This window comes from Nocardia vulneris, assembly GCF_001613425.1.
GTDB lineage: Bacteria > Actinomycetota > Actinomycetes > Mycobacteriales > Mycobacteriaceae > Nocardia > Nocardia vulneris.
Window position 1 is genome coordinate 142,661 of the sequence record NZ_BDCI01000029.1, and the last position, 19,244, is coordinate 161,904.

Annotated in this window: 18 protein-coding genes; 11 read left to right on the top strand and 7 right to left on the bottom strand. The window is 68.8% G+C overall.

Annotated features, from left to right (window positions below; all coding sequences use genetic code 11):
* Positions 1 to 15 precede the first annotated feature (15 nt).
* Positions 16 to 216, top strand: a complete 201-nt coding sequence (locus NVU01S_RS28155; protein WP_052280510.1) for a hypothetical protein — start codon at positions 16 to 18, stop codon at positions 214 to 216.
* 16 nt (positions 217 to 232) lie between these two features.
* Here NVU01S_RS28155 and NVU01S_RS28160 read toward each other — a convergent pair whose 3' ends face one another.
* On the bottom strand, positions 233 to 1,324 hold the full coding sequence (locus tag NVU01S_RS28160) for an NAD(P)/FAD-dependent oxidoreductase (protein ID WP_373864218.1): 1,092 nt from the start codon (positions 1,322 to 1,324) through the stop codon (positions 233 to 235).
* 171 nt (positions 1,325 to 1,495) lie between these two features.
* Between NVU01S_RS28160 and NVU01S_RS28165 the strand changes: the two genes are divergently transcribed.
* The 4 genes from NVU01S_RS28165 (at position 1,496) to NVU01S_RS28180 (ending at position 5,769) form a co-directional block, all read left to right on the top strand.
* Positions 1,496 to 2,245, top strand: a complete 750-nt coding sequence (locus tag NVU01S_RS28165) for a nucleotidyltransferase domain-containing protein (protein ID WP_043669192.1) — start codon at positions 1,496 to 1,498, stop codon at positions 2,243 to 2,245.
* Between the two features lie 207 nt (positions 2,246 to 2,452).
* Positions 2,453 to 3,493, top strand: coding sequence for a fatty acid desaturase family protein (locus NVU01S_RS28170; protein ID WP_052280511.1), 1,041 nt, complete (start codon positions 2,453 to 2,455; stop codon positions 3,491 to 3,493).
* Positions 3,494 to 3,611: 118 nt separating this feature from the next.
* Complete coding sequence (locus NVU01S_RS28175; protein WP_156161543.1) at positions 3,612 to 4,610, top strand: hypothetical protein; 999 nt, start codon at positions 3,612 to 3,614, stop codon at positions 4,608 to 4,610.
* 136 nt (positions 4,611 to 4,746) lie between these two features.
* Complete coding sequence (locus NVU01S_RS28180) at positions 4,747 to 5,769, top strand: NAD-dependent epimerase/dehydratase family protein (protein WP_043669481.1); 1,023 nt, start codon at positions 4,747 to 4,749, stop codon at positions 5,767 to 5,769.
* A 77-nt stretch (positions 5,770 to 5,846) separates the two neighbouring features.
* Here the strand turns inward: NVU01S_RS28180 and NVU01S_RS28185 are convergent, their stop codons facing one another.
* Positions 5,847 to 6,692, bottom strand: coding sequence for a S1/P1 nuclease (locus tag NVU01S_RS28185; RefSeq protein WP_052280512.1), 846 nt, complete (start codon positions 6,690 to 6,692; stop codon positions 5,847 to 5,849).
* Positions 6,693 to 6,864: 172 nt separating this feature from the next.
* Here NVU01S_RS28185 and NVU01S_RS28190 point away from each other — a divergent pair, with 172 nt between their 5' ends.
* Positions 6,865 to 7,317 carry a GNAT family N-acetyltransferase gene (locus tag NVU01S_RS28190; RefSeq protein WP_082031997.1) on the top strand — a complete coding sequence of 151 codons (453 nt, stop codon included), beginning with the start codon at positions 6,865 to 6,867 and terminating at the stop codon, positions 7,315 to 7,317.
* A 188-nt stretch (positions 7,318 to 7,505) separates the two neighbouring features.
* Here the strand turns inward: NVU01S_RS28190 and NVU01S_RS42120 are convergent, their stop codons facing one another.
* Positions 7,506 to 8,519, bottom strand: coding sequence for a type IV toxin-antitoxin system AbiEi family antitoxin (locus NVU01S_RS42120; protein WP_082031998.1), 1,014 nt, complete (start codon positions 8,517 to 8,519; stop codon positions 7,506 to 7,508).
* Positions 8,520 to 8,803: 284 nt separating this feature from the next.
* Between NVU01S_RS42120 and NVU01S_RS28200 the strand changes: the two genes are divergently transcribed.
* Complete coding sequence (locus tag NVU01S_RS28200; RefSeq protein ID WP_082031999.1) at positions 8,804 to 10,807, top strand: FAD-dependent oxidoreductase; 2,004 nt, start codon at positions 8,804 to 8,806, stop codon at positions 10,805 to 10,807.
* 186 nt (positions 10,808 to 10,993) lie between these two features.
* Here NVU01S_RS28200 and NVU01S_RS28205 read toward each other — a convergent pair whose 3' ends face one another.
* Positions 10,994 to 12,505: an MFS transporter gene (locus tag NVU01S_RS28205; protein ID WP_043669204.1), complete on the bottom strand. Its 1,512-nt coding sequence runs from the start codon at positions 12,503 to 12,505 to the stop codon at positions 10,994 to 10,996.
* A 75-nt stretch (positions 12,506 to 12,580) separates the two neighbouring features.
* Between NVU01S_RS28205 and NVU01S_RS28210 the strand changes: the two genes are divergently transcribed.
* Positions 12,581 to 13,489, top strand: a complete 909-nt coding sequence (locus tag NVU01S_RS28210; protein WP_043669207.1) for a LysR family transcriptional regulator — start codon at positions 12,581 to 12,583, stop codon at positions 13,487 to 13,489.
* Positions 13,490 to 13,693: 204 nt separating this feature from the next.
* On the opposite strand, the gene NVU01S_RS28215 is transcribed toward NVU01S_RS28210, so the two are convergent.
* A complete protein-coding gene (locus tag NVU01S_RS28215) occupies positions 13,694 to 15,031 on the bottom strand; it encodes an aminotransferase-like domain-containing protein (protein WP_043669210.1) in 1,338 nt (445 codons plus the stop codon).
* 63 nt (positions 15,032 to 15,094) lie between these two features.
* Between NVU01S_RS28215 and NVU01S_RS28220 the strand changes: the two genes are divergently transcribed.
* Entirely contained in the window at positions 15,095 to 15,733 is a 639-nt protein-coding gene (locus NVU01S_RS28220) for a DJ-1/PfpI family protein (protein WP_043669499.1), read from the top strand.
* 10 nt (positions 15,734 to 15,743) lie between these two features.
* Positions 15,744 to 17,183: a proline--tRNA ligase gene (gene proS, locus NVU01S_RS28225; RefSeq protein WP_043669213.1), complete on the top strand. Its 1,440-nt coding sequence runs from the start codon at positions 15,744 to 15,746 to the stop codon at positions 17,181 to 17,183.
* A gap of 10 nt (positions 17,184 to 17,193) precedes the next feature.
* On the opposite strand, the gene NVU01S_RS28230 is transcribed toward proS, so the two are convergent.
* Positions 17,194 to 17,820 (bottom strand): LysE family translocator, encoded by a 627-nt coding sequence (locus NVU01S_RS28230; protein WP_244467214.1) that lies wholly within the window; start codon positions 17,818 to 17,820, stop codon positions 17,194 to 17,196.
* Positions 17,821 to 17,866: 46 nt separating this feature from the next.
* Entirely contained in the window at positions 17,867 to 18,199 is a 333-nt protein-coding gene (locus NVU01S_RS28235; protein WP_043669502.1) for a cupin domain-containing protein, read from the bottom strand.
* A gap of 70 nt (positions 18,200 to 18,269) precedes the next feature.
* Here NVU01S_RS28235 and NVU01S_RS28240 point away from each other — a divergent pair, with 70 nt between their 5' ends.
* Entirely contained in the window at positions 18,270 to 19,217 is a 948-nt protein-coding gene (locus NVU01S_RS28240; protein WP_043669219.1) for a helix-turn-helix domain-containing protein, read from the top strand.
* The last annotated feature ends 27 nt before the right edge of the window (positions 19,218 to 19,244 follow it).

Genomic DNA, 19,244 nt, shown 5'->3' on the forward strand with positions numbered 1-19,244 from the left:
GCAGGCTTGGCACCCATGTCCGCCGCCTGCCCCGCCTGCTCCTGGCCGTCGCCGATGCTCGTCTCCCGGCATGGGTCGGTGCGCTATCTGCGCTGCGTGTGCGGGAGATTCCTGGTGGCGCACGGGGACGGGGTGAACCTGCTGAGCGGCCGAAGTGCTTGCGCCGCACCGAAGGTCGCCGAGCATCTGGAGTTGATTCCGCTGCCCGAGGCCTGACGGACCTCCGAGGGGTTCACAGTCCGTGCCGGTGCTCGCCGGCCACCAGCTCGGCGACGCGCGCTTCCATCCGCGCCGAGAACGGATCCTCGATCGCGCGCCGGTAGGCCGCGACCGCCGCGCGGGTATCTGCGCCGACCAGATCGGCATTGAGCTGCGCCGCGGCGAATGCGCCTGCCGCCGCGGCGTTGCCGACCTGCGCCGCCGGATCCGTGACATTGCCCGCGGCCCAGACACCGGCCACCTCGGTCCGTCCGGTGGCATCGACCGGGAGGTGTACGCCGAGGCCGGACGGATGCGCCACCGCCCGCAGTCCGATCCCGTCCAGGAAACCGGCGCGCGCGACCATCGTCGGCTGCACGGCCAGCGCGGTGCGCGCGACCACCGTGCCGTCGCTCAGGCGAACACCGGTCAGTCGATCGTCGGTGACGACCAGTCCCGCCACTTCGCCTGGCACCGCCCGGATTCCGCGCGCCGCGAGCTGTTCGGCCGCCTCGCCGACCGGCGGCGCCGCAGTGTGCGCGAAGAACACGACATCGCTGCTCAGCTGCCGGAACAGCAACGCCTGGTGCACCGCCATCGGCCCGGTCGCCAGCACGCCGATGGCCTGGTCCCGGACCTCCCAGCCATGGCAGTACGGACAGTGCACGAGGTCGCGTCCCCACCGCGCGGACAGGCCGGGGATCTCGGGCAGCTCGTCCACCAGCCCGGTCGTGACGAGCAGTCGGCGGGCCCGGTACGCGCGGTCATCGGTCAGCGTCACCACGAAGCCGTCGGCGGCGCCGGTCACCGCTTCGACCTCGCCGGCCAGCACCTCGCCGCCGTAGCCACGCACCTCCGCCCGGCCCAGCTCGAGCAATTCGCCGGGCGGCATCCCGTCGCGCGCGAGCAACCCGTGCACGCCTTCGGCGGGTGCGTTGCGCGGCGTGCCCGCGTCGATCACCAGCACCGATCTTCTGGCCCGCGCCAGCATCAGCGCACCGTTCAATCCGGCGGCACCGCCGCCGATCACCACCACGTCGTAGCCGTCTTGCTGTTCAGTCACCGTGACCACCTCCGCCCACCACCATGCGAGCAACCGCACCGAAACCGCAACATTTGTTGCCATAGCGGCAATTTCTGCCCGGGCCGAAATCAGGTCGACTGCGGGCCGGCCGCTCGCTACTCTGCGATGCCATGGAGTGATGCCGAGTGCGCCCGCCCGGACAGCGCTGCCGCCGTGTCGGATTCAGCGCGCGGACGGCGCTGCCCGCATCCGAACTCCGATCGAGGGACATCCATGACCGATCAAGAATTTCTTTCCCGCGTCGCCACGCGCCTGGCCGCCCTGCCCGGCACCCGGGCGGTGACGCTCGGCGGCTCCCGCGCCCAGGGCACCCACACGCCCGAGAGCGACTGGGATCTCGCCATCTATTACCGAGGCACGTTCGATCCGGCCGCCCTCCGTGAAATCGGTTGGGACGGTGAAGTATCCGAGCTGGGCGGCTGGGGCGGCGGCGTCTTCAACGGCGGCGGCTGGTTCACCATCGAGGGCCGCAAGGTCGACGTGCACTATCGCGACCTGGACGTGGTCGAACACGAACTCGCCGAGGCCGAGCAGGGCCGATTCCATTGGGAGCCACTGATGTTCCATCTGGCGGGCATCCCGAGCTATCTGCTGGTGGCCGAACTCGCCGTCAACGAGGTGCTGCACGGCACCCTCCCCCGGCCCGGCTACCCACCGGCATTGCGCACCGCCGCCCCGCCGATCTGGCGTAACCGGGCCGAGCTGACCCTTCGTTACGCCACGGACGCCTACGTGCACCGGGGCCAGGCCACCGAGGTCGCCGGATCCATCGCCATCGCCGCGATGGCCACGGCGCACGCGGTCCTCGCGGCGCGCGGGGAATGGGTCGTCAACGAGAAGCGGCTGCTGGCACGCGCGGGCCTGCGCGATATCGACGCGATCGTCGGGCAGTTGACACCGGACCCGGCAGCGCTGGCGCAGCGGATCGCCACGGTGCAGCGCATACTGACCGCCGCGCGCTGACCGCCCACCTGCGACGACGTGGTTTCGTCGCCGTCGCGTCACGGAGATGTTCCGTCGCGCGGCCCACCCGTTTGCCTGATCGTGGTGCGGCACGTGCATCCTGTACCCGAACAGATTTGAATCCTTTGGATTGCCCGACTGCCGACGAGACCAGGGTCACCGGATGCGGTTCGGCGGACCGTCCCGACGACAGTGAGAGCAGGACCGATGCGGCCTGTGGTGATGGAAGGCGTCGCGACACGGCGCGGCAGCGAATACGCGGTGCTGCTGCGTCGCGTGCGACAGGCCGGGTTGCTCGACCGGCGGCCGCGGTACTACGCGTGGAAGAGCGCGGTGACCGCCGCCGCCTTCGTGGGCGGCTGGCTGGTATTCGTACTGCTCGGCGATTCGTGGTGGCAGCTGGGCGTCGCGGCGTTCCTCGGAATGGTGTTCGCCCAGTTCGCTTTTCTCGGTCACGACGCCGGGCACAAGCAGATCTTCGCGAGCAGACGCGCCAACTATGTGTACGGGCTGATCTTCGGCAACCTCGGTATCGGGGTGAGCATCGGCTGGTGGACCAGCAACCACAACCGCCATCACGCGCACCCGAACACCGAGGACGCCGATCCCGACATCATGGGAGTGCTGGCGCACTCCGGTGCGCGCGCCCGGGCCGAACGGGGTTGGCGGCGGCTGATCTTCCGATATCAGGCCTGGCTGTTCTTTCCGATGCTGCTGCTGGAGGGCGGCAGCCTGCATTTCGCGAGTGCCCGCGCGGCATTGCGCTGGCCGATCCCGAACCGCCGCATCGAAGCGACACTGCTGGCGTTGCACGCCTTGGCCTATCTGGCCACGGTCTTCCTGGTCCTCTCACCGGTCAAGGCGCTGGTGTTCATCGCCGTGCAGCAGGGGCTGTTCGGGCTCTACATGGGCTGCACGTTCGCGCCGAATCACAAAGGCATGGCGGTACTTCCGGCCGGAGACCGTACCGACTTCCTGCGCAAGCAGGTGCTCACCTCCCGTAACGTCCGTGGCGGCGTCGTCATCGATGCGGCACTGGGCGGCTTGAACTATCAGATCGAACACCACCTGTTCCCCTCGATGCCGCGGGCCAACCTACGCCGGGCCCAGCCCATGGTTGCCGAGTTCTGCGCCGAAATCGGCGTGCCGTACTGCGAGACGAGCCTGCTCCGCTCCTACGCCGAGGCGCTGCGCCACCTCGACGCCGTCGGCAAGCACACCAGGGCGCACACGGAATCCGCTGCCTGACACCGGCTGTCGGGCGATCGACGGACATACACGGCACCCGGGCGCTGCCAAACTCGTCGAGAGAGCTGTGGCGGCGCGCTACCGCCGCCACGGCAACGCTGCGGTAGGTGAGGTTCCGATGGGATTCTTCGGTCGAAAGTCCGAGCTGCGTACTGGTTTCGAGCACGAGTACGTCACGCTGCCCGACCCCGGCCTGCCCGACGCGGAGACCCGGCAGGTGCTGTATCGGGCGTTGTGCGAGATCGGCTTGGCCAACATTGTCTTCGGGCCCGGCGACGTGCGGGAGTGTTTTCGTGCGCTGACCTCCGTCGCGCCGGTCTTCCGGAACACCGTCTCCGACAACCGGATGCTCGGCCGATTTTCTGGCGAGCCGGACGTCTTCTGGTATGCGCTGCAGGGTTCGGCGGGCGCCGCGATCGTGATGTCCTTCGGGCCGGACAGCGCGGACAGCTTCCGGCAGGTGCAGATCGACGGCCCGCTGAGCAGGACCGCACTGCAAGCGCCGTTCGAATGGGGCACCGTGCTGGGTCTCGGTGCTTCGGTGCCGGTCGGTTTCGCGCGGATCTTCGCCGACGCCACGCTGCAACCGCTGTCGGCGCTACCGGGTCTCGAGCACTTCCGTCAACCGGACGAAAACGGTTCGGGTGCAGGGTCTCCCGCCGACGAACCGACCATCACGCTGCCGCAACCACCGTCCGAGCTGCCGATCCAGATCGGCTATCGCCTGCTCGCGACCGCGCCACAGAGCGTCCTGGTGTACTCCGCGGCCGCGCTGAGCGAGACCTTCGCCGGGGTGTACTCGGCCGCACCGGTTTTCGGCGCGACGTCGCTCGCGTTCGAGGACGGCTGGGTCGGCGCGTTGCCCGCGCCGTCGGTGCAGTGGTTCGGCGTGGACGGGCCGGCCGGGTCCGCCGTCGTGGTAACCGCCGCCACGAGTGCCGATTTCGCCTTCCTGAGCACCGAGGTCATGCCGCAGGTCGGCAGCCTGCCCTCGGCGTTCACCTGTGGTATCGCCGACCGGGCCGTCGTGCCGCAGTCCTTCGCCCGGCTGTTCACCAGGTCGGACCAGCGCCCGATCTGGGAGCTGCCGGGCATGGGGCATCTGCGTCAGCCCTGAGCGGATCTCCTTGGCCCGGTGCGCTTCCAGTGCCCATATCGGGCGACTTCAGCGAACCACCGGCGTAGTGCGACCGGCGGCCGATGCGCGTCCAGTAGGGTCTGCGCGGTCAACGTACCGGACAGTGGAGGACGACATGAGTGAGCTCGTTCTGGTTACCGGCGGAACCGGCTATATCGCGGGGTGGTGCATCGTGTCGCTGCTCGAACGCGGCTACGACGTGCGCACCACTGTGCGCAGCCCCGACCGGGAGCCGGCGGTGAGCCGAGCCGTCGCCACGGTCATCGATCCCGCGGGCCGGTTGAGCTTCGCCACGGCCGACCTGATGTCCGACGACGGCTGGGCCGACGCGGTCCGCGATGTCGACTACGTGCTGCACGTCGCCTCACCGCTCGGTGTCGATGCCGCCGCGGACCCCGAAGCGCTGATCGCCGCCGCCCGCGACGGCGCACTGCGCGTGCTGCGCGCGGCGACCGCGGCCGGGGTGCGGCGTGTGGTCATGACGTCGGCGGCGAACGCGGCGAGCCCGTCGTCCTATGCCAGCGAAGGGATCACCGACGAGACACTGTGGACCGATCCCGACGATCCGACGCTGATCCCGTACCGGCGCTCGAAAACCCTTGCCGAGCGGGCAGCCTGGGATTTCATGGCGACCTACGACGGACCCACCGAGCTCACCACGGTCCTGCCCGGCGCGGTCTTCGGCCCGATCCTGAGCACCGGCACCACGGGTTCGGTCGATATCGTCGCGCGCATGGTGTCGGGCAAGATGCCCGGCGTGCCGCGCATCGGACTCGAGATCGTCGACGTGCGCGATCTCGCGGACATCCACCTCAGGGCGATGACCGCGCCCGCCGCCGCGGGCGAACGTTTCCTCGCCACCGGCGAATTCACCTGGATGCGCGATATGGCCCGCACCCTGCACGACGGTCTCGGCCCGCGTGGCAAGCAGGTATCCACCCGCCAGCTCCCGGATTTCGCGGTCAAACTCGCCGCCCGCTTCAGCGACGCACCGCTCGGCGAGATCACCCCGGCCCTCGGCCGCCGCAACCGGCACAGCACCGACAAGGCCAAGCGCCTGCTCGACTGGCAACCCCGGCCCGCCGAGCAGACCGTCCTCGACTGTGCCAACAGCCTGATCGCGCACAGCGTCGCGTGAGCGCCGCCGGCCCACGCCGGGCGTGGGCCGAAACCTGGTCGGGCACAGCAGTGCGCACGAGCCGGGCGGTCCGGAACTCAGGACTGCGAAGACCCCGAACCGAGCACGTTCGGTGCGCCGAGCACCGTGTTCAGCAACTGCCCGAGCCGCTCCCCCGCGAGGCGCAGCCGGTTCTCGGCCACCGGCAAGAACTGCTGGGTGTACTCGTCGCCGATGGTGGACGAGGCCGGATAGAAGCCGGGCGTGTTCACCACCCGGCAGCTGTCCTCGGCCCACTGCACCGGATCGCTGTCCGGTTGCGCGGGCGGCAAGGCGGGCGCGGGCAGCGCGAGCAGCCGCTGCAGTTCCTCGGCGTCGCTCGCGTGCCGGGTGTCGAGCAACCGGCTGTCCCACACCGAATGCAGGTTGGTGGCCTTGCCGAGGTAGGTGACCCGGAACTCGTTGCCGCCGCGGTCGCGGGCATACCCGGCGTGCAGCGGCTGGTGGATGTCGCCGACGAAATGCACGACGAACTTCAGCGCCTGCGCGCGCTCGGCGTCCGCCCGCGAGCGGTCGGCCAGGATCTTCGTCTGCGCGCGCAACGCGTCGACCACGTTGTCGCCGTTGTTGCCGTTCACCGCCGCGTCATAGACACAGCCGTTCTCCCCGATGTTCACGTAATGCCACGGCGCGGAACGTTTCCCGAGGTCCGGGTCGTCCCGGCGCACCTCGTCGGCCCAGTTGGCCACCCCGGCCAGCGTCGGATCCGCCTCGCCGGCCAGCAGCCGCGAGACCTGATCCCGGGCCGCCGGGTCGAGCCGGAGGTCGGCGATCGCGCCGACCGTGTTGTGCCCCTGCACGCCCCACGCGTTCGCAGGCGGCGCAACGGCGAACAGGATGGCTCCGAGCGCACACACGCCCGCTAGAGCAGCTCTACCTCGCATCGAGAAGAATCCTTTCGACCAGCGTCCGATGGCCCCGACCGTGCATGATCCCTACCGCTCAGAGTCTCCGCGACAATTTCCATCCAGAACTGAACACCGGATAAACAGTGTGCGACAAGACCATCGCCCACCATGCCCGAATTGTCGGTGCCCACTGGCACACTCGGCGTGCATGGGCGAAACGATCCGGCTGCGCGAGGTCACCCCCGCGGACCTCGACCTGTTCTTCGACTACGAGCAGGACCCCGAGGCCTTGCGCCGGTCGCGCTTCACCCCGCGCGACCGTGCCGCCTTCCTGACGCACTGGGCGACCACCGTGCTCGGCGACCCCACCGTTTTCGTCCGCACCGTCACCGTCGACGGCGAAACCGCAGGCAACATCGTGTCCTGGTGGCGCGAAGACCGCCGCTTCCTCGGCTACTGGCTGGCCCGGCAATACTGGGGCCGCGGCGTCGCCACCCAGGCCCTCCCCCTATTCCTCACCCGCGAAACCACCCGCCCCCTCTGGGCCGACCCGCACACCGCCAACACCGCCTCGATCCGCCTCCTGGAAAACCACGGCTTCCGTCACACCGGATCGGACTGGAACGGTCCAGACGAATACGCCGTCCTGGTCCTCGAATAACCTGACCCCCGCCCGCACCCGTGAATCCTGCGATCCAACCGGGCAGCACGACGATGCACCTGCCACGGCAGGTCGGGAACCCACAGAGCTGATCCGCACCGAACCCGACAGATGCGTGACCACTTCGATTACGTTGCCACCGACCGATCCCGCGCACTCGACGTCCCCCTCGCCCCGCATCCATGAGATCAGCTTCGGCGCACACGCCGTCCCGCGTCCTTCATCCCACTACGCCCACCGGGTCGCTCACACACCCGGTTCGTCCTGGACAACCGATCACCAGGTAATGGTGGCGGAACGCTCTCGGCCGATGCCGCCACCATTACCTGGTGATCACTCGTCCAACCCTGGGCCACGAGTGCGGTGCGGACGCGATCCAGCACGACGTGGGGGCGCTGGCGCAGAAGGGTCGCGTTGACGCGGACCACGCGCCAGCCGACGGACTCGAGTGTCGCGATGCGGTCGATGTCCTTGGTGCGTTGCGCCGGATCGGTCCAGTGCTGGATACCGTCGTATTCGACTGCGACGCGCCATGGGGACCAACCCATATCGACACGAGCAAGGAACTCGCCTGCACCGTTCCGGACCACCAACTGAGTTGTCGGCCTGGGCAATCCGTTGTCCATCAGCAGCAGGCGAACGTGTGATTCGGGCGGCGATTCGGCACCACCGTCGAGGACCTCGAGCACGGCGGGCAGGCGGTGCACACCGCGCGCGCCGGGATGGGCGCGGGCGACGGCCGCGATCTCGGACGGTACCAATCCGGTCGCGGCGCACAAGGCATCGAGGACCGGCACCGCTTCGTCCCGGGCCAGCCGACGGCCTAGGTCGAAGCCGGTTCTGGCCGGAGTCGTCACCCGAAACCCCGCCACCGCACAACATTCGACGGGATCGATCCCGGCTTGAACTACGCGGATCCCTGCGGGAGCCCTGTAGTGACCGGGCCGCGCGATCTCCGGCAGTTGCTCCGGGTCCAGCCAGCGCGTGCCGTGCAGCGCCGCCGCCGAGTACCCGACCAAGACACCGCTCCCCTTTGCCCAGTGCCCTGCAGCCCGAGCACGCGTGACAGCGTCCAGTGCGAACCCCTTGCGCAGATAGACGTCTGGGAACAGCCGCACGAAGTTGTGGCGGAGTTCCCACTGCGAGACCAGCCCGGCCTGCCGCGCCCAGGACCCTGGAAATGGTTCATCGAGTGCCCCCATGTCCGAGCACTATGCACTCCCCCACCGACAGGTTCTCGCGTGGCGAGACACACCACTGCGTGGCCGGGCATGGACCATCGGCGCACCTGATTCTTACTGGACACACGATCACCAGGTAATGGTGGCGGAACGCTCTCGGCCGATGCCGCCACCATTACCTGGTGATCACTTGTCCAATCAAAAGTGGTCTGGGAAAGTTGGGGGTTTCTGTTTCAGTTCGGGAGGGTAGGGTGGAATGTGAGGATTTGTGGTGTGGGGTATGGGGATTCCGTGATACTTGGGTGATGGCACAACGGGGTGACAATGCGGTGAATGCGGATTCGGAGCCCACTCTCGCGGGGCAGATCATTGTGGGTGCGTGCACCGGCAAAATACCGTCGAGCGTGTTGATCGTGGGTGCGGGGATCGCCGGACTCGCTGCGGCGCAGGCCCTTCGGAAGCTCGGACATCCGGTGACCATCGTGGAGGCGCGGGACCGGATCGGGGGGCGGATCTGGACCGATGCCGACGGGGTCGACCTGGGGGCGCATTGGATTCATGGCACGGAAGGGAATCCGCTCACCGAATTGGTCGAAGAACTCGAGATCCCGTACAGCTATGTCGGCGGGGACAGTTCGTACACCGGCGGATTCGACAGTTTGACATTGTTCGGACCGGACCGGCTGGCCGCTCCCACCATGGCGAAGAACCATACGCTCGAACTCGCCGACAAAGTCCTGCACGAACTGGAACAGCGCGCCGAAATCGCGCGCAGGCGCGGACATCCGGATATGCCGTTGGCGAGTGTGGTCGATCGGATTCTCGCCGAGGCGAATTACGATCACGCCGATGAACAAGCAATTCGGTATCACCTCAACGTGATTCTGCGCGAAGACGTCGCCGAGGACGCCAGCAAGCTCTCGTTCAAGTTCTGGGAGGACGGCTATCGCGTCTACGGATACGGCGACAGCGTCCTGCACCGCGGCTACCGGGCGCTGGTGGACGCGCTCGCCGCGGATCTGCACATCGAACTGGGAACCATTGTGCGCCGGGTGGATACCGGCGACGGCTCGGCACCGGTGCGGGTGTACACCGACCAGGGCTGCCGCGAGGCGGACAAGGTTCTGATCACCGTGCCGCTGGGCGTGCTGAAGGCGAACGAGATCGAGTTCGTCCCACCCCTGCCCGAGGCCAAACGCCGCGCCATCGACGCCCTGGGCTTCGGCACGCTCAACAAGATCGCCTTGCATTACGACGAAAGATTCTGGCCCGCCGAGCAATACGTGTTCGGCTACCTGTGCCGGGAGACCGACAGCTATCCGACCGTCGTGATCAGCATGTGGAAATCGCACGGCAAGCCGATTCTGGTGTTGCTGCTCGGGGCATCGCTGGGCCGGGCGATGGAGAGCTGGCCCGATACCCGGGTCGAGGACTACGCGAGCACCGTGGTCCGGGACATCTTCGGGGCCGAAGCCCCTGCGCCCGAGCGTATCTCCCGTACAGCCTGGGCGGCGGACCCGTTCGCGCACGGGTCGTACGCGTGCATCGGCGTCGACGCCTCCCCGCGCGATCTCGACACCCTGGCCGAACCGGTGGGCGCACGCCTGTTCTTCGCGGGCGAGGCGACCAACAGCTTCCATTGGGGTTGTGTGCACAGTGCGTACGAGTCGGGGCTGCGGGAGGCGGCGCGCATTGCCGACGCTCCAGCGATCTACCGCCCGCCCGCCACCGAGACGTCGCGTAGGCAGCGCCGCGATATCGAGCGAATGAAACGCTTCGCCCGAATGCGCATGAGCCACCTGGGTTTCGAACAACTCCGGGAGCGCGTGGCATGTCTGGCCGAGGGTGTCGACCCCTTCGGCGTGCGGCTGTTCGGCGCCCTCGTCGACGCCGATCTCGAGACGTTGGCGTCGATGTTCGACGAACTCACCTACGCGCCGGGCGATCCGGTCTGCCGGGAAGACGATGCCGCGCACGGCGTCTACGTAGTCGCCGCGGGTGCGGTCGAGGTGGACTTCGGCGGCATCTACGAACGCGCCGTGCTCTCGCGCGGCAGCGTGCTGGGCGGTCACGACCTCTTCTTCGATGCCAGAACCACTTCCGTCACGGCGGTGACGCCGATCCGCCTCTACTACCTCGACCACTACCGCTACAAAACGTTCCTCTACGCGTTCCCCGACGTCATGATGATGATGCTCGCCGACCTCGTCACGCGCTGGGAACAACTGGAAGAGGTCCTCGGCAGCGAAACTCTCACCGGCGCCCGCCGCCTCCTCCAGGCCCGCCGCAGCGGACATCTCGCCTCCTGACATCGACCTGTCCAGGATTCGACGAGTGATCACCAGGTGATGGTGGCGGCACGCTCTCGGCCGATGCCGCCACCATCGCCTGGTGATCGGTTGTCCAGGACGTCCGGGTAGTGGGCGCGGCGAATTGCGCCGGACCCCCGGGGCCGAAGCGGTTCCGGACAAGGCAGCGCGGTCAGAGTGGGTGTGTCACGAAGCTGACCGCGCGCGCCGCGACAGCAGTGACTCCAGGACGACGAGTCCGCCGAGGACGAGCACGGTTACGCCGATCACCCGCAACCCGAGGTCGGCGCTCGAGACGAACGCCGCGACCACATCGCCGGATCGTTCCGGCGTGGTCACGGCCAGCGCCTGGGCCACGGTGTGCGGGTCGTGGCCGGCGCGGAGGTCCGGTGGTAGCGCGGCGACGAACCGGGCGGTGAGCACCGTGCCGATCACGGCGACACCGAGCGCACTGCCGAATTCCCTTGTGGTGGACTGCAATCCGGCGCCCACCCCGGCCTGCGCGTGCGGTAGCGAACCCGAGATCGCACCGGACAGCGTCGGGAGGGCCAGTGTCAGTCCGACCCCCGTCACGACCAGCCATGCGGCGTAGCCGACGTAGGGCGTGTGCGCGCTGCTGGTGGACAGCCCCAGCAGTCCGCCCCCGACGAGCACGAACGCGAGCGCGACGGTGGCGTCGAGGCCGATGCGCGACACCAGGCGGCCGACGTAGCGCGCCCCGAAGAGCATCGGGATGGTCAGCGGCAGGATCCCCAGTCCGGTGAGCAGCACGCTGAATCCCTTGCCGTACTGCAGGAACGAGGCGTTGACGTAGAACAGCGCGAACATGCCGAAGAAGACCGTGGTCATGCCGAGACAGGCGCTGCGCAGGCTCGGCAGGCGGAACAACCGCGGATCGAGCAGGGGGTGTCCGACCTTCAGTTCGACCACCGTCCACACCGCGAAAAGCACTGCCGCGCAAATGAATCCAGCGATGACGAGACCACTTCCCCAGCCCGCCTCGGGTCCTTCGACGATGCCGAGCAGCAGCGCGACCGACGCGCCGACCAGCAGCAGCGTGCCGAGCGGGTCGATCCGGCGTTCGTGCCGCGCCGAAACCGGTGCCACCCGGGCGGCCAGCCCGAGCAGCAGCAGGGTGACGGGCACGGCCGCGAGGAACAGCCAGCGCCACGATCCGCCCGAAAGGATCGCTCCGCCACCGACATTGCCGATGACACCGCCCAGTCCCGACATCGACGCCCAGGTCGCGATGGTCGCGGGTTTGCGGTCGGCGGGGACGGTGTGCAACAGGACGGCGAGCGTGTTGGGCAGCACGGCGGCGGCGCCCACGCCGGTGATCGCCCGCCCGGCGAGCAGGATCACGACACCGGGCGCGACGGCCGAGAGCAGCGCGCCCACCGCGAACAACCCGAGTCCGGCGAGCAGTACCCCCTTGCGCCCGAAACGATCTCCGGCAGCTCCGCCGGGAATGACCAGGCAGGCGAAGAAGATCACGTACAGGTCGACGATCCAGATGAGCGCCGAGGCCGAAGGGTGCAGTTCGCTTGCGGCGAGCATGGGGACGGCGAGATTGGTCGCGGCGATCATCCCGACGACGAGCGCCACACACGCGCACATGACGGCGAGCAAGCCGCGGCGCGCACCGGGCCGCGCGCGGGCAGCCGAGCCGCGATCACGGAGCAGAACATTCGATGACATGGCCAGAACGCTAGATACGCAGGCAGTATGCGCGCCACGCAACATACACAACAACTACTTGCGTACGATGCAACTATGCCTCAGCAGCTCGACCTCAATCTCCTGCGCGTGTTCGACGCACTGCTGCAAGACGGCAGCGTCACCGCCGCCGCCGAGCGCCTGCACCTGTCCATTCCGGCGACCAGCCGGGCGCTGGGCCGGCTGCGGCGGGCGATGCAGGACCCCATCCTGGTGCGGGCCGGGCGCGGACTGGCGCCCACCCCGTTCGCGCTGCGCACCGCGCCGCGGGTGCGTTCGCTGCTCGACGAAGCGGCCGCGTTGATCAGCGCCGACCGCGAGATCACGATCGCGGAACTGGAGCGCACCTTCACGATTCGGATCAACGACGGTGTGGCCGCGACATCGGTGACGGCGGCGGTCGAGGCCACCTCGGCGGTGGCGCCCGGCGTGGTGCTGCGTTTCGTCGCGGAGGGTAGCGAGAGCGCCGAGGCGCTGCGGGACGGATCGGTCGATCTGGACATCGGCGCGGGCGAGGTCGCGGCGCCCGACATCCGATCGGCGCTGCTGTATCGCGAACGGGTGGTCGGCATCGTCCGCGCCGACAGCCCGCTCGGCCTGGACGGCGCGCCGACCTTGTCCCAGCTGTGCGACTATCCGCACGTCTCCGCGTCGCGCCGCGGCCGTCAGCGCGGCCCGCTGGACGACGCGCTCGCCGCGGCCGGCCTGCAACGCCACGTCGCCGCCGTCGTGCCGACCTCCGCGGTGGCCGCGTTGCTGGTCGCGACGAGTCACTACATAGGGCTGGTCCCCCAGCGCCTCGCCGAGGAACACGGTCGCGCCCTCGGCCTGCGCTGGTTCCCGATCCCCGCCGACCTGCCGGACGTCGAGGTACGCCTGCTGTGGCATGCCCGCCTCGACGCCGACCCGGCCCAGCGCTGGTTACGCGACACGATCCGCACCGCCCTCCGCGACGACGCGGAGTAATCGCCTTGCGCGCCTTACCTTCCCGGTGCGGCGGGCGCGAGCATCACCTCGCTGGCCGCACCACCGGCGACGCGACCGGGATCCGAAAGCCGCCCTGCTCCAGGCTGTGCGGACCCGCGCTTGACCGCAGCCGGGCTCGGCGATCGCGGTATCGGTCCGTAATCCTGCGACCAGCCTGCTGAAACGGCCCGATCAGCAGCACTTTCACAGATAAGTGTGGTCATCGACGACCTGTCGCACGGTGGTGAGCGCGGTGCGCAGGGTCGCCGGGTCGGTCGAGCCGAGGGCGAGACGCAGGGCGTGCGGCACATGCCGGGTGGTGGCGAACGGTTCGGCGGCGGACACCGAGATCCGTTCGCCGGCAAGGGCTGTCACGATCCGATCGGCTCGGACCTGCTCGGGCAGCGGCAGCCACAGGAAATAGGCGCACGGGTGGCCGAGCAGCGGCAGTCCCGCGAGCACGTCGCGCGCGATCGCCTGCCGGGCGCGCGCGTCGGCGCGCTTGCTCGCCTCGAGCCGGGTCACGGTGCCGTCGTCGAGCCAGCGGCACGCGATCGCCGTCATGACCGCGGGCGCGTTCCAGGTGGTCGCGCGGATCGTGCGTTCGAGCGCGGACACCGATGCGGGCGGTGCCGCGACGAAGCCGACGCGCAGCCCCGTCGCGACGCTCTTGGAGAGTCCGGAAACGTACACGGTGCGGTCCGGCGCGAGCGCCGCCATCGGAGGCGGCGGCCGTACGGCGGAGAACGCATAAGCCGCGTCCTCGATGACGAGAAGCCCGTGCCGGCGGGCGATTGTGGCGAGCCGCTCGCGCTGCTCCAGCGGCAGCACCCAGCCCAGCGGGTTGTGCACCGTCGGCATCGTGTAGACGGCGCGCACCCGTCGTGCCGCGCACAGCCGCGCCAGCGCGTCCAGATCGGTGCCGTCTTCGGTCGCCGGGATCGGCACCGATTCCAGATGCAGCGTCCGGGCAAGGACTTTGAAGCCCGGATAGGTCAGGGCGTCGACCGCGACCACGTCGCCGGGGCGCAGCAGCGCCATCGCCGTGGCGGCCAAACCCTGCTGTGCGCCATTGACGATCAGCACCTGGTCGACCGTCACCGGCACACCGCGTCGCTTCAGGTGCCGCGCCACCGCGGCCCGCTCGTGCGGGCGACCGGCATGCGGCTGATAGCGCAGCAGGGCTTCGATATCGCCGGATGATGCCAACTCCCGCAACGCGTTTCGCAGCAGATCCGGCTGACCGGGCAGTGCCGGATAGTTGAAGTTGAGGTCCACCACGTCGGTCGCGACGGCGCGCTGGTCGATGCCGTGGCCGGGCGGCAGCGCGAGTTCGCGGACGAACGTGCCGCGTCCCCGCTCACCGCTCACCAAGCCCATCGCTGCCAGCTCGGTATAAACCTTCGTCGCCGTCGCCAGGGCCAGCCTTTCTCGCGCCGCGAGTTCCCGGTGCGTCGGCAACCGGGTACCCGGCGATATCCGGCCCGCGCGGATATCGGCCGCCAACCGGTCCACCAGAGCCTTGTATCGCGAGACCGCCACGCCCCGAATTGTATGCAGGACAATTCTTTGATTGTCCTGCGCCCGGCGACATACGGTGCCGAGATGCACATCGCCATTCTCACTTTCGAGGGCTACAACGAACTCGATTCGCTCATCGCGCTCGGCGTACTGAACCGAATCCAGCAGCCCGGCCGACGCGTGTCGATCGCCTGCCCTACCGAGCGGGTCCGTTCGATGAACGGCGTGGTGATCGAATCCATGGCCACGCTCGAAGAGGCGGCCGCCGCGGACGCGGTGATCGTCGGCAGCGGGTCCCGCACCCGCGAAGTCGTCGAGGACCGGGCGCTCATGGCACGGCTGCGACTCGATCCGTCCCGGCAGCTGCTGGCCGGACAGTGTTCGGGGACCTTGATTCTGGCGAAACTCGGGCTGCTCGACGACATTCCCGCCTGCACCGACCTGACCACCAAACCGTGGGTGCAGGCGGCCGGGGTGGACGTGCTCGAACAACCGCTGTTCGCGAAAGGCGATATCGCGACGGCGGGCGGCTGTCTCGCCGCGCACTATCTCGCGGCTTGGTTGATCGCCCGGCTGGACGGCATCGAGGCGGCCGAAAGCGCCCTGCATTACGTGGCTCCCGTCGGCGAAAAGGACGAATACGTGCGCCGCGCGATGCGAAACATCGCGCCCTATCTGCCGATGGCACCGGCCACTCTCGAGGCGGGCGCGCGCGCCCACTAATCTCTGGGACATGGCACGGGACGAGCGCGGGGTAACCGCCCAGAGTGAGGATTTCGCTTCCTGGTACAACGAGGTCGTTTTCAAGGCCGGCCTCGTCGATCGGGGTCCAGCCAAAGGCACCATGGTCATCCGACCGTATGGGTACCGGGTATGGGAGCAACTGCAGGCCGAACTCGATCGCCGCATCAAAGCCACCGGACACGAGAACGCCTATTTCCCACTCCTGATCCCGGAAAGCTACCTCAGCCGCGAAGCCGAACACGTCGAGGGTTTTTCGCCGGAGCTGGCCGTGGTCACCCACGCCGGCGGTAAAGAACTCGAAGAACCGCTGGTGGTTCGGCCGACCTCGGAAACCATCATCGGCGAGATGATGTCGAAGTGGATCAGCTCGCACCGCGATCTGCCGCTGCTGCTCAATCAGTGGGCCAATGTGGTCCGTTGGGAACTGCGGCCGCGAATGTTCCTGCGCACGACCGAATTCCTGTGGCAGGAGGGGCACACCGCGCACGCCGACGCCGAGGACGCCCGGCGCGAAACCATGCTCGCCCTCGACATCTACGACGAAGTGGCGCGGGATCTGGCCGCGATACCGGTGATTCCGGGCGAGAAGACCCCCGGCGAACGTTTCGCGGGCGCGGTCACCACGTACACCATCGAGGGCATGATGCGCGACGGCCGCGCACTCCAGTGCGGCACATCGCATTACATGGGCACGAACTTCGCGACCGCCTTCGACATCCGTTACACCGGCGAATCGGGCCGGGAGGAGTTGTGCCACACCACCTCCTGGGGCATGACCACGCGCATGCTCGGCGCCGTCGTGATGACGCACGGTGACGACAAGGGGCTGGTCTTCCCGCCGCGGCTCGCGCCACACCAGGTGGTGATCGTCCCGATCACCCGCGGCGGCAACACCGCCGTCGAGGCGGCCGCCGCGGAACTGGCGGGCCGGCTGCGGGCGGCGGGCGTGCGCACCCACGTCGACGCGCGAGCGCAGCTCACCCCCGGGTTCAAGTACAACGAGTGGGAACTGCGCGGCGTGCCGATCCGGCTCGAACTCGGGCCGCGCGACCTCGAGGCGGGCACCGCCATGATGGTGCAACGCCTCGGCGACGCAGGAAAGCAAGCGGTGCCGCTGGATTCACTGCCCGAGACCATGCCGCGAATACTGGACGAGTTCCAGGCGTTCCTGCTCGCCAGGGCCACCGAGTTCCGGGACAACCACACCCGCACCGTCGACACCTGGGCGGATTTCGCCGACGCGGTCGCGACCGGCTGGGCGCTGGCGCTGCACTGCGGCAGCACCGCCTGCGAGGAGGACATCAAGGCCCGGACCGCCGCCACACCGAGATGCATTCCCTTGCAAGCGGACTCGGCATCCGGGAACTGTGTACGCTGCGACGCCCCCGCGGCGTACGGCAAGCGCGTGATCTTCGGTCGCGCCTACTGATCAGAGCGAATCAGCTGGTCTGCAAAGCGATCCGGAGGCCGAAGGCAACCAGCAGAGTGCCCATCACGGTGTCGATGGCGCGGCGCACCCGCTGCCGCGCCAATACCCCGCGCAGCGCATCGACCACGTTCGCCAGCACGGTGAACCAGGTCAGCGACACCAGTGCGGCGATGACGCCGAGCGAAATGCTGTCGGCGGCAGTCGGTTCGGCGGGCAGGAACTGGGGCAGCAGCGCGATGAAGAACACCGCGACCTTCGGATTGAGCAGGTTGGTCAGCAGCCCCTGACGGAACGCCGCGGCCGTGCCCGGCCGGTTCGCCAGCGCCTCGGCGGTCACGTCGTAGCCGCCGCGCCGGGCGGCCAGCAGGGCGCGCACACCGAGCACCATCAGGTACGCCGCCCCGATGAGCTTGACCACGGTGAACGCCACGGCCGACGCGGCGAGCAGCCCGGCGACGCCGAGCGCGCTCACCACCGACCAGCCGAAGACGCCGGCGGCGATCCCGGCCGCACAGGCCATCCCGGCCCGGCGTCCCGACAGCACCGAACTCCGGGTGACGATCACGAAATCCGGACCCGGCGACATCGCCGCCACCAATACCACGCCACCCAGGGCGAGCGCCTGCGCTGTAGACATCACCTCGTCACCCTAACGATCACGCGAGCCGCCAGGTAGCGGGTTTCTAGCCCTCCGGATAGAAGACGAACAAGGTGCACCCGGTCGTGGTCTGCGGGATGTGCGAGGAACCCGCGGGCGCGTGGATGAACGAGCCTGCGGGATAGTCCCGATCCCCGTCGTTGAAGACCCCGGCGACCACGTAGACTTCCTCGGGCCCGGGTTCGTGTACGTCGATGCCCTCCCAGCAGCTGCCGGGGTCCATCTCGAGGACGTTCGCGCTCGCACCCTGCGCGCCGCGCCACAGCGGACGGACCCGAATGCCGGGGAAGATCTCGCGCACCGGTGCCTGCTGCACGCTGGACCATTCGTAGCCGGAAATGTTCTGCTCTGTCGTCATATCGCCAGCCTCGCGCACGGCGCCGGTCCCGCCGAGTGTCAGCAATGACACGCTGGGGTACTTTTCTGCCATGCACCGCGTCGTCGCCCTCGTGCACGCCCCGCAGTCGACCTTCGAACTCAGTTGCGCGGCAGAGGTGTTCGGGCTCGAGCGCGGCGGCCTCGCCACGCGGTACACCTTCGACGTGTGCGCCGAGCGGCCCGGCCCCGTGGCCACCTACGCCGGATACGACATGGTGGTGACCGCGGGACTCGACGAACTCGAGCGCGCGGACACCGTGCTCGTCCCGGGCTGGCTGCCCACCGAAGAGACGCCGTCACCGAGGGTCGTCCAGGCCTTGCGCGACGCGCACAGTCGCGGCGCGCGCCTGGTCAGCATCTGCAGTGGCGCGTTCGCGCTGGCGGCCACCGGACTGCTGGACGGACGGCGCGCGACCACGCACTGGGCGCGCGTGGACGAATTGGCCGCCCGCTTCCCGTCCCTCGAGGTCGACCGGGACGTCCTCTATGTCGACCACGGCGATGTGGCCACCAGTGCGGGCGCCGGCGCGGGTATCGACCTCTGTCTGCACCTGGTTCGCACCGATCAGGGGGCGGGATACGCGGCACAGCTCGCCCGGAGCATGGTCATGCCGCCGCACCGTGAGGGCGGGCAGCTGCAATACACGGCGCCCCCGCATCCCACCCAGATCGACGGTTCACTGGCACCGCTGCTGGACTGGATCTCCGAGCGGCTCGGCGAACCGCTCACGGTCGAGGACTTGGCCGCGCGGGCCGGCGTCTCCCCCCGCACACTCGCTCGCCGTTTCGCCGATCAGCTCGGCATCGGTCCCGGCCGGTGGCTGCTCGCCCAGCGCATCACCGAGGCCCGCACCCTGCTCGAAACCACCGACCTCCCAGTCGATTCCGTCGCGCGCCGAGTCGGCCTGTCCTCCGCCACCAACCTCCGCCGCCGCTTCCTACGCGCCCTCGGCACCACCCCCGGCGCCTACCGCCGCGCATTCCGCACCGCCAATTGACCTCAACCATAGTTGAGATCGAACAAT

Excerpts from the sequence above, each read along its gene's own strand:
- NVU01S_RS28155 (WP_052280510.1), top strand. The coding sequence starts at position 16 with ATGTCCGCCGCCTGCCCCGCCTGCTCCTGGCCGTCGCCGATGCTCGTC.
- NVU01S_RS28160 (WP_373864218.1), bottom strand. The coding sequence starts at position 1,324 with ATGGCAACAAATGTTGCGGTTTCGGTGCGGTTGCTCGCATGGTGGTGG.
- NVU01S_RS28165 (WP_043669192.1), top strand. The coding sequence starts at position 1,496 with ATGACCGATCAAGAATTTCTTTCCCGCGTCGCCACGCGCCTGGCCGCC.
- NVU01S_RS28170 (WP_052280511.1), top strand. The coding sequence starts at position 2,453 with ATGCGGCCTGTGGTGATGGAAGGCGTCGCGACACGGCGCGGCAGCGAA.
- NVU01S_RS28175 (WP_156161543.1), top strand. The coding sequence starts at position 3,612 with ATGGGATTCTTCGGTCGAAAGTCCGAGCTGCGTACTGGTTTCGAGCAC.
- NVU01S_RS28180 (WP_043669481.1), top strand. The coding sequence starts at position 4,747 with ATGAGTGAGCTCGTTCTGGTTACCGGCGGAACCGGCTATATCGCGGGG.
- NVU01S_RS28185 (WP_052280512.1), bottom strand. The coding sequence starts at position 6,692 with ATGCGAGGTAGAGCTGCTCTAGCGGGCGTGTGTGCGCTCGGAGCCATC.
- NVU01S_RS28190 (WP_082031997.1), top strand. The coding sequence starts at position 6,865 with ATGGGCGAAACGATCCGGCTGCGCGAGGTCACCCCCGCGGACCTCGAC.
- NVU01S_RS42120 (WP_082031998.1), bottom strand. The coding sequence starts at position 8,519 with ATGGGGGCACTCGATGAACCATTTCCAGGGTCCTGGGCGCGGCAGGCC.
- NVU01S_RS28200 (WP_082031999.1), top strand. The coding sequence starts at position 8,804 with ATGGCACAACGGGGTGACAATGCGGTGAATGCGGATTCGGAGCCCACT.
- NVU01S_RS28205 (WP_043669204.1), bottom strand. The coding sequence starts at position 12,505 with ATGTCATCGAATGTTCTGCTCCGTGATCGCGGCTCGGCTGCCCGCGCG.
- NVU01S_RS28210 (WP_043669207.1), top strand. The coding sequence starts at position 12,581 with ATGCCTCAGCAGCTCGACCTCAATCTCCTGCGCGTGTTCGACGCACTG.
- NVU01S_RS28220 (WP_043669499.1), top strand. The coding sequence starts at position 15,095 with ATGCACATCGCCATTCTCACTTTCGAGGGCTACAACGAACTCGATTCG.
- proS (WP_043669213.1), top strand. The coding sequence starts at position 15,744 with ATGGCACGGGACGAGCGCGGGGTAACCGCCCAGAGTGAGGATTTCGCT.
- NVU01S_RS28230 (WP_244467214.1), bottom strand. The coding sequence starts at position 17,820 with ATGTCTACAGCGCAGGCGCTCGCCCTGGGTGGCGTGGTATTGGTGGCG.
- NVU01S_RS28235 (WP_043669502.1), bottom strand. The coding sequence starts at position 18,199 with ATGACGACAGAGCAGAACATTTCCGGCTACGAATGGTCCAGCGTGCAG.
- NVU01S_RS28240 (WP_043669219.1), top strand. The coding sequence starts at position 18,270 with ATGCACCGCGTCGTCGCCCTCGTGCACGCCCCGCAGTCGACCTTCGAA.